Here is an 8,826-nt window from a genome sequence, read left to right on the forward strand (position 1 = left end):
CGCCACCATCCTCAAGGACCGCTGAGGCCCCCGCCGCGCCGCCCGGCCGCCCGGTGCGGCCGGGCCGCTCAGCCGCGCACCGACGGCTGCGGCCGGGCGGGCGCCCGCGGCTGCGGCGGCACCCCCAGCTCCCAGGCCAGCCCGTACCGGGCGAACAGGTCCGCCCGGATCGGGGCCAGCGGCACCGGCGCGCCTGGCAGCAGGACCCCGATGCAGGCGCCCATCAGCGCACTGCGCAGCACCGCGTGCTCGGCCACCGGGTCGGGCGCGCCCCAGTCCCTGAGCAACTCCCGCAGGATGGCGCCGAGTTGCTGCTGCTCGGGGTCCTGTACGAAGCTGCCGGCGTCCGGCTCCAGGATCAGTGCGAGGTGCGAACGCATCACCAGCGGATGCTCCAGCGCGAGCTCGAGCACGGTGTCGATCCCCCGGGCCAGCCGGGCGTCCGGGGAGGCGTCGGACGGCAGGTCGCCGAGCGCGGCGGCCAGCCCCAGGTGCATCATCCGGTGGGTGGCGGCCTGCATCAGCAGCCGTTTGCCGTCGAAGTAGTAGGAGACCAGACCGCGGGCGAGCCCGGCCCGCTCGGCGATGTCGCCCAGCGTGGTCCGGCCGTATCCGTGCTGGTCGACCAGCTCGACGGTGGCGCGCAGGATGCGGTGGCGGGAGCGTCGGCGCATGGCCTCATTGACCGATTCCCCCCGAGGTGCCATCGTGTCAGCTCCGTACGTTCATTGGCTCCCGGCCAATATATCTGGCCGGGTCGACCGCCGCGCCGGGATCCGGGCCTCGGGTACGCCGGGCCGCGCGGTGGAACGCCCAGGTGCCGGCTCCACCAACACGGGGGTTTGGTGGAGCCGGCACCTGGGCGGCATCCGGTGGTGCGCCGCGACGGGTGGCCGCGGGTTCAGCGCTCGGACAGCACCTCGGTCCGGGTGGCGTCCCGTCCGGCCGGCTCGCCGCCGTCGGTGAGTGGCCCGTAGCGGTAGTCCGGCACCGGGGTGGCCGCCACGGCCGCCGCCGCGGCCCGCCGGTCGAGCGCGGCGCCGACCAGGGTCACCAGCAGACCGGCCGCCGCGATCCCGGTGACCAGCAGCAGCGCCGGCCGGTAGCCGTCCAGCTGGGCCTGCGGGCTCTCGCCGCCGCCGCTGCCCGCGGTGATCACGGCGGTGGTGATCGCCAGCACGATCGCACTGCCCACCTGGAAGGCGGTGTTCACCAGGCCCGAGGCGAGCCCCTGCTCCTCGTCCGCGACCCCGCTGGTGGCGCTGATGTTGACGGAGGGGAAGGCCAGGGCGAAGCCGATGCCCAGCAGCACCATGCTCGGCAGGACCAGGCTGGCGAAGCCGCTGTGCTCACCCAGCTGCAGGAAGTACGCGTAGCCGGCGGTCAGCGCCAGCACGCCGATCGGCAGCAGCTTCCCGGTGCCGAAGCGGTCGATGATCGCGCCCATCCGGGTCGCGGACAGCGCGACCAGCGCCCCGGCGGGCAGCAGGCCGAACGCCATCTCCAGCGCGGACCAGCCGAGCAGCCGCTGCAGGTAGAGGGTGGCGATGAACTGGAAGCCCGCGTACGAGCCGAAGATGGTGAACGCGGTGAGGTTGGCCCGGGCGACACCGCCGTTGCGGAAGATGCCGAGCCGCACCAGCGGGTGCGCGGTGCGCGACTCGATCACCAGGAAGGCGGCGCCGAGGGCGGCCACCACGGCCAGCGAGCCGAGGGTGCGCACGCTCGCCCAGCCGGCGCTCTGCGCCTCGGTGAGGGTGAACACCAGGAGCAGCAGGGCCCCGGTCCCGGTGACGGCGCCCGCCACGTCGTACCCGGCGCGGCCGCGCTCGGGGGCGGCCTGGCGGGGGAGCAGCCGGGTCGCGAAGACCAGCGCGAGCAGGGCGACCGGCACCGGCATCAGGAAGGTCCAGCGCCAGCCGGCCGAGGTGAGCAGGCCGCTGAGCACCAGGCCGAGCGAGAAGCCGCTGGCGCCGCAGGTGGTGTAGATGGAGAGCGCGCGGTTGCGGGCCGGCCCCTCGGCGAAGGTGGTGGTGATGATGGACAGTCCGGCCGGGGCGGTGAAGGCCGCGCTGACGCCCTTGAGGAAGCGGGCCGCGATCAGCAGGCCGCCGTCGTCCACCAGGCCGCCCAGCAGGGAGGCCGCGGCGAACACGGCGAGGGCGACCAGGAAGACCCGGCGGCGCCCGAGCAGGTCGGCGGCCCGGCCGCCGAGCAGCAGCAGTCCGCCGTAGCCGAGGACGTAACCGCTGACCACCCACTGCAGGGTGGAGGTGGAGAGGTGGAGGTCGGCGCCGATGGAGGGCAGGGCGACGCCCACCATGGAGACGTCGAGGGCGTCGAGGAACATGGCGGCGCACAGGACGATCAGGGCGCCCCAGAGGCGTGGACTCCAGCTGAGGTCGGTCGAGTTGGCGCCGGGAGCCGGCTGGGCTGTGGTCATGGCAGGAGACTACATGCACGTGCATTGAATGCAAACGCATTTAATGAGCCTGCAATAAGTGCCCGTGCAGTGATAACCTGGCGGGGTGACTGATCTCGACACCGCGTCCGACGCGGCCCACGTCGTCGAGTGGCGTGCACTGCTGGCGCGCCACGCGGCCGCCTCCTGCGCCCTCGACCGGGAGCTGGGGGAGCGCCACGGCCTCGGCATGAGCGAGTTCGAGGTCCTGGAACGGCTCTGGGAGGACGAGCACCGCGAGCGCGAGGCCGCCCTGCGGATCCAGGACCTGGCCTGCACCGTGCACCTCAGCCAGAGCGCGCTGTCCCGGCTGATCGGGCGTCTGGAGAAGGCCGGACTGGTCGAGCGCGCGATGTGCGAGATCGACCGCCGCGGCATCTACGTCCAGCTCACCGAGGCCGGCCGCACCCGCTACCGCGAGGCCCGCCCGCTCCACCGCGAGGTGCTCGCCCGCACGCTCACGGACGGCGCCCCGCGCCCCTGACGGCCGCCCGGCCCCGCCCGCCCGTGACCGGTGGCCGGAGAGCCGCGCGCCCGCCGAACGGCCGCGCCCGTGACCTCCCGCCCGTGACCGGTCGCCGACGGGTCAGAGCAGTGCGGACAGCCCCGGCCAGACGGCCAGCAGGACGGCCGCCGCAGGCGCCGCCAGCGCGGCCAGCGTGAGCCGCAGCCGGTGCACCGCACGCAGCCGGGGCTCACCGGCCAGCAGCCGGTCGACCCGGCGCGGCGACTGGGCGAGCTGCTGCGGCGGGCACGAACCGAACACCCCCCGGCTGGAGTTGAGCTCGACCAGGGCCAGTGCCGTGGTCAGCCGGCCGTGCCGGCGCGCCGCCCGGTCGTCGGCCGCCAGCTCGACCAACTCGCCGACCTGGTCCCGGAAGGCGCTGAACACCTCCACCCCGGGAAAGCCGTCGGCGAGCGCCTGCGCACACTGCGCGAGCCAGTGGTGCCGGGCCCGCACATGGCCGCGTTCATGGCTGAGCACCGCCGCCAACTCCCGCCCGCTCAGCTGCTGCAGGGCCCCGGTGGTGACCACCAGCCGGGCCTGGTGCCCCGGCAGCGACCAGGCCTCGGGCCGGACGTCCTCCAGGACCACCAACCGCTCCCTGGTCCGCTCGACCGGCCCGAGACCCGGCGGCAGCTCGGGCGCCGAGCGGCTCAGCCGGTCGTGCTGATGGCCGCGCAGCGCGCGGGCGGCGCGGATCTCCCGGACCAGCGACACCGCCGTCCACAGCCCCCCGGCCGCCAGCAGCGCGGCCCACAGCCGCCCCCAGCCCGCCGCCCCCGCCAGCCCGTACGCCTCCTCGACCCCGCGCGGCGCGCCCGCGAACACCAGCGCACGCAGCTCCGGCAGCGCGGCCGAACAGGCCAGCAGCAGGCCGAGCACACAGCACAGCAGCACCGCGACCACCAGGCACTGCCACGCGCAGAGCGCCAGCACCGGTTCGCGCTCGACCCACCTGGCCCGGACCAGCCGTCCGGGCGCGACGGTGGCGAGCAGCACTCCGAGCAGCAACAGGCTGAGCAGGGCCGTCATGGCAGACGCTCCCCCCGGGGAGGACGGGCGCGCGAGATGCGCCCCTCCAACCTATGCGCCGGGCGCCCGCACCGGAGCCCGTCCGGCCCGGCAGTGACCAACACCACGTGGCGCCCGCACCGGCCGGCTGTCACATGGTCAGCAGCATCGCGAACATCCCGATGCCCATCGCCACCCGGCACGCCCGCCCCAGCCCGTCCCCGCCCGCCGCGGGCAGCGGCCCGGCCGGGGTGGAGAGCAGCCGGCTGCCGGCCCACAGCGAATAGGCGCCGAAGTACAGCAGCAGGGCGCCCGTGACCAATGGCAACCCCGGTACGGCGGCCGCCGCATAGTGTCCGCCGGAACCGTGCGGCCCGCCGGAGCCGCCCGGCATCGCCAGCGCCATGTACGCCATCGCGAGCGCCCCCACGCCGTGGTGCAGCCGGTGCGCCCGCGGCCCGGGGCCCAGCAGTCCGACGAGCGCCAGCAGCAGTGCCCCGGCCAGCGCGGCGAACAGCCAGCCCCAGAGCGGCCCCGGCAGGGCCACCATGCCCGCCATCCCCAGCGCCATCACCGCCTCCGCGGTGTCCGACTCCCGGTCGGGGTGCCGGCGCTCCGGTCCGGCGCAGCCGGCGCCCCGCAGCCGGAGCAGGCACAGACCCGCCGCCCCCACCGCCAGGGCGGCCACCAGCCAGCTGACGACGGTCGGACCGTGCATGGGTGCCCCCCTCGACCGGAGTGCAGACGGGTTCACGGTCCACCCTCCCCGATGGACGGCCGTCCCGGGCAGGGCGCGTACGGGGCGCACTGGTGCTCGCCCCCCGAAATGCCCGCCGCCTGTGCGAGGGTGGGCGATGATGGGACGACAGGGGGGATTCGAGTGGGAACAGCCGGTAACGACTGTTGGATTCTGTGGATCACCACCGCGGTGATGGTGCTCTCGGGCACGGCGCTGGCACTCAATGCGGGGGGTGTGGCGGAGAAGTGCTTCCGCCTCGCCGCGCGCTCCTGGCGTCCGCTCGGTGCCGCCACCCCGGCCACCCTCCGGCGGATCGGCGTGGGCTGGGCCTCCCTCGGCGCCGTCATGGTGCTGGCCGAGGTCGTCCGGGTCGGCACCTGAACCCCTCACGCCCCGGCCCACCGCACCGGCGTCGCCCAGTGTGTACCTGCCGCTGACCGCTGACCGCCGACCGCTCCGGCCGGCCCCGCCCGCCACCGGTGGCGCCGCCGCGGGGCGCGAGGCATGGTCGGCGTACGGCCTCCGCCGCCGCGCCCCGGTCCCCGTGCGCCGCCGGGTCCGCGGCCCGTTCGCTCTCCTGTCCGGCCGACCGTCCGGATCGTGGACAGTCACCCTGAGTGCCGGGTTTACTGCAGAACCCCCCTTGAACAGGAGAACCTTCTGTATCTATGGTGGTCATGCTCTAAAAACTCCTGTCGAAGTGAGTCTCCAATGCAGAATCTTTCGCCGAAGCTCGCGGTAGCGGGCGATGCTTCCGCCGGCCCGGCCGGCCACCCCGCCTGGCTGCGCCTCAAGGACGCTGTCGAGACGCTTCGACCGCTGCAGTCCAAGGACGGCTCGATCGACCTGGGCGCCGTCCAGCGCCACACCGTCGACCCGCTGGTCGAGGCGGTCACCACCGCCGTCGCCGAGCTCGCCCCGCTCTTCCCGCACGACGCCGCGTACCTCGCCGCCGTCCAGGCCGACCTCGGCAAGTGGGCCGACACCGGCTACCGGGAGCCCGACTTCCTCGACTCGCTGCTCGCCTTCCAGCCCGCCGACCAGCGCGTGGACGGCCTGGACCACCTTGTGGTCTTCCCGATGTACACCCAGAACGGCAACCCGAACCGCAACCTCGAGGCCGTCCTGCTGAAGGTCGTCTGGCCGGACTGGCTGGCCGAGCTGGAGCGCGAGCGCTTCGACAACCCGATGTTCGTGCCGATCACCTTCACCGACTTCACGGCCGGCTACGACACCAACTCCGCGGTGCTCTTCCCGGAGACCGTCGCGGTCCGCAAGGCCCCCGAACGCTTCACCTGGGGCGGCATCTTCTGCGACCGCGAGGCCGCCCGCTTCCGCGCGGTCACCACCAGCGCCGTCGACCTGCTCGGCCTGGAGATCCCCGCCGACGCCGCCGGCCTGCTGGAGGACCAGCACCGCGCCCAGCAGACCTTCGTCCTGTGGGACCTCGTGCACGACCGCACCCACAGCCACGGCGACCTGCCGTTCGACCCGTTCATGATCAAGCAGCGCAGCCCGTTCTGGATGTACGGCCTGGAGGAGCTGCGCTGCGACCTGACCGCCTTCAAGGAGGCCGTCAAGCTGCAGGCCGAGGGCTACCCCCAGGGCCGCGACGTGCAGTACGCCATCCTCTTCGACCGGATGTTCCGCTTCCCGGTCTCCGGCGACCGCGTCCGCAACTACGACGGCATGGGCGGCCAGCTGCTCTTCGCCTACCTGCACAAGAACGACGCGCTGCGCTGGCGCGACAACCGCCTGAGCATCGACTGGGACCGCGTCGCCGACGTCACCAACGCGCTCTGCGCCGAGATCGAGACCCTCTACCGCGACGGCATCGACCGGCCGAAGACCGCCCACTGGATCGCCGCGTACCAGCTGGTCTCCAAGTACCTCACCCCGCACCCCGCCTCCACCTGGGCGAAGGGTCCCGAGGCGCTCCCGCTGGACACCGTCGACGGCAAGGCCCTCAACAAGGCCCTGTGCGACGCCGTCCACCCGGACGAGTTCCCGCTCAGCATGTTCTACGAGGCCCTGTCCAAGAAGCTCAGCGGCGTCATCGCCGCCACCACCGGCATCACCGGTGCCGGCCTCGAGGGAGTCGCCGCGTGAACACCTCCCGCCTCGCAGGCAAGGTCATCGCCGTCGCCGGAGCCAGCGGCCCGGCCGGCCAGGCCACCCTCCGCCGCCTCGCGGCCGAGGGCGCGACCGTGATCGGCGCCGACATCGACCAGCGCCGCCTGGACAGCGCGATCGACGCCGTCCGCACCGCCGTCCCCGGCGCCGCCATCACCGGCCAGATCATCGACCTGCTCGACCCGCAGGAGGTCCACGACTGGGCCGACCACCTGGAGGCCGAGCACGGCCACGTCGACGGCCTGTTCCACCTGGTCGGCGGCTGGCGGGGCAGCAAGTCCTTCTTCGAGAGCCGCATAGACGACTGGGACTTCCTGCACGACACCGTGGTGCGCACCCTCCAGCACACCTCGCTCGCCTTCCAGCCCGCCCTGCTGCGCAGCGAGTCCGGCCGGTTCGCGATGATCGGCGCCGCGGCCGCGCACAAGCCCACCGCCGGCGGCGCCGCGTACGCCGCGGCCAAGGCCGCCACCGAGGCCTGGACCCTCGCGATGGCGAACTCCTTCGTGAAGGAGACCACCAGCGGGGACGGCGAGCCCACCGCCGCGGCTGCGATCCTGGTGATCAAGGCCCTGGTCTCCCCGGAGATGCGGGCCGAGAAGCCGGACGCCAAGTTCGCCGGCTTCACCGACACCGCCGACCTGGCCGAGCACCTGGCGGGCCTCTGGGACCGCCCCGCAGCAGAACTGAACGGACAGCACCTGTGGCTGACAGCCCGATGACCGAACCGCACACCGACGCCGTACGCCACCACGACCCCGAGGTCCGTGGCTTCGCCAGCGACAACTACGCGGGCGTGCACCCCGAGATCCTCGCCGCCTTCGCGGTGGCCAACGGCGGCCACCAGATCGCGTACGGCGAGGACCAGTACACCGAGCACCTCCAGCAGGTCTTCCGCAAGCACTTCGGCGAGCGCGCCGAGGCGTTCCCGGTGTTCAACGGCACCGGCGCCAACGTCGTCGCCCTCCAGGCCCTGCTCCCGCGCTGGGGCGCGGTGGTGGCGGCGGCGAGCGCCCACATCAACGTGGACGAGTGCGGAGCCCCCGAGAAGATCGCCGGGATCAAGATCCTCACCGTCCCCACCCCGGACGGCAAGCTCACCCCCGAGCTGATCGACCAGCAGGCCTGGGGCTGGGGCGACGAGCACCGCGCCCAGCCGCTCGCCGTCTCCATCGCCCAGTCGACCGAGCTAGGCACGGTCTACACCGCCGAGGAGATCAAGGCGATCTGCGAGCACGCCCACGAGCGGGGCATGCTGGTCCACCTCGACGGCTCGCGCCTGGCCAACGCCGCCGCGTCCCAGGGGCTGCCGCTGCGCGCCTTCACCACGGACGCCGGCGTCGACGTCCTCTCCTACGGCGGGACCAAGAACGGCCTGCTGTTCGGTGAGGCCGTGGTCGTGCTCAACCCCGAGCGCGTCCGGGACCTGAAGTACCTGCGCAAGATGTCGATGCAGCTCGCGTCGAAGATGCGGTTCGTCTCGGTCCAGTTCGAGGCCCTGCTGGCCGGCGACCTGTGGCTGCGCAACGCCGGCCACGCCAACGCGATGGCCCAGCGACTGGAGAAGGCCGTCCGCGGCATCGACGGCGTCACCGTGGTGCGCCCGGTCGAGTCCAACGCGGTCTTCGCGATCCTCCCGCGCGAGGTGAGCGAGCGCCTGCAGAAGCGTTACCGCTTCTACTTCTGGGACGAGCAGACCGGGGAGGTCCGCTGGATGACCGCCTTCGACACCACCGAGGCCGACATCGACGCCTTCGTGGCGGCGCTGGTGGAGGAGCTCGGCCGCGCCTGAGCCCGGTTTGACCTGGGGCAGCCCGGAGCGTAATGTTCTCCGGGTTGCCCCGCCGCCGTTCGGTCCGTCCATGGATTCGAATTGAGAGCGGGAAAACGGCCCGAGAAACTCTGCTAGAGTTCGGGGGCGCCGAAAGGCCGAAACCAAGCGAAATCCGATCGAATGAAACTCCGGAAAACGGAGCG

9 protein-coding genes are annotated in these 8,826 nt (G+C 73.2%); 5 read left to right on the top strand and 4 right to left on the bottom strand.

Going from position 1 to position 8,826, the window contains the following annotated elements:
• Positions 1–68: 68 nt before the first annotated feature.
• Positions 69–674, bottom strand: coding sequence for a TetR/AcrR family transcriptional regulator (locus tag AA75_RS29710; RefSeq protein ID WP_051813702.1), 606 nt, complete (start codon positions 672–674; stop codon positions 69–71).
• Between the two features lie 227 nt (positions 675–901).
• Positions 902–2,443, bottom strand: a complete 1,542-nt coding sequence (locus AA75_RS29715) for an MFS transporter (RefSeq protein ID WP_051813705.1) — start codon at positions 2,441–2,443, stop codon at positions 902–904.
• Positions 2,444–2,528: 85 nt separating this feature from the next.
• Between AA75_RS29715 and AA75_RS29720 the strand changes: the two genes are divergently transcribed.
• Positions 2,529–2,945, top strand: coding sequence for a MarR family winged helix-turn-helix transcriptional regulator (locus AA75_RS29720; RefSeq protein ID WP_033823390.1), 417 nt, complete (start codon positions 2,529–2,531; stop codon positions 2,943–2,945).
• Positions 2,946–3,047: 102 nt separating this feature from the next.
• On the opposite strand, the gene AA75_RS29725 is transcribed toward AA75_RS29720, so the two are convergent.
• The gene (locus AA75_RS29725) at positions 3,048–3,998 is read right to left on the bottom strand and encodes a M56 family metallopeptidase (protein ID WP_033823391.1); all 951 of its coding nucleotides are present in this window, start codon (positions 3,996–3,998) and stop codon (positions 3,048–3,050) included.
• A gap of 130 nt (positions 3,999–4,128) precedes the next feature.
• Positions 4,129–4,695, bottom strand: coding sequence for a DUF5134 domain-containing protein (locus tag AA75_RS29730; protein ID WP_033823392.1), 567 nt, complete (start codon positions 4,693–4,695; stop codon positions 4,129–4,131).
• Between the two features lie 213 nt (positions 4,696–4,908).
• Between AA75_RS29730 and AA75_RS29735 the strand changes: the two genes are divergently transcribed.
• The 4 genes from AA75_RS29735 (at position 4,909) to AA75_RS29750 (ending at position 8,641) form a co-directional block, all read left to right on the top strand.
• Complete coding sequence (locus AA75_RS29735; RefSeq protein WP_149038447.1) at positions 4,909–5,097, top strand: hypothetical protein; 189 nt, start codon at positions 4,909–4,911, stop codon at positions 5,095–5,097.
• 330 nt (positions 5,098–5,427) lie between these two features.
• Entirely contained in the window at positions 5,428–6,825 is a 1,398-nt protein-coding gene (locus AA75_RS29740) for a DUF6421 family protein (protein ID WP_033823394.1), read from the top strand.
• Entirely contained in the window at positions 6,822–7,571 is a 750-nt protein-coding gene (locus AA75_RS29745) for an SDR family NAD(P)-dependent oxidoreductase (RefSeq protein WP_033823395.1), read from the top strand. Before AA75_RS29740 ends, AA75_RS29745 begins: the two co-directional genes overlap by 4 nt.
• A complete protein-coding gene (locus AA75_RS29750) occupies positions 7,568–8,641 on the top strand; it encodes a low specificity L-threonine aldolase (protein WP_033823397.1) in 1,074 nt (357 codons plus the stop codon). The genes AA75_RS29745 and AA75_RS29750 overlap by 4 nt, the downstream gene beginning before the upstream one ends.
• Positions 8,642–8,826: the final 185 nt, after the last annotated feature.

The organism is Kitasatospora sp. MBT63 (genome assembly GCF_000710465.2).
Classification (GTDB): Bacteria; Actinomycetota; Actinomycetes; order Streptomycetales; family Streptomycetaceae; genus Kitasatospora.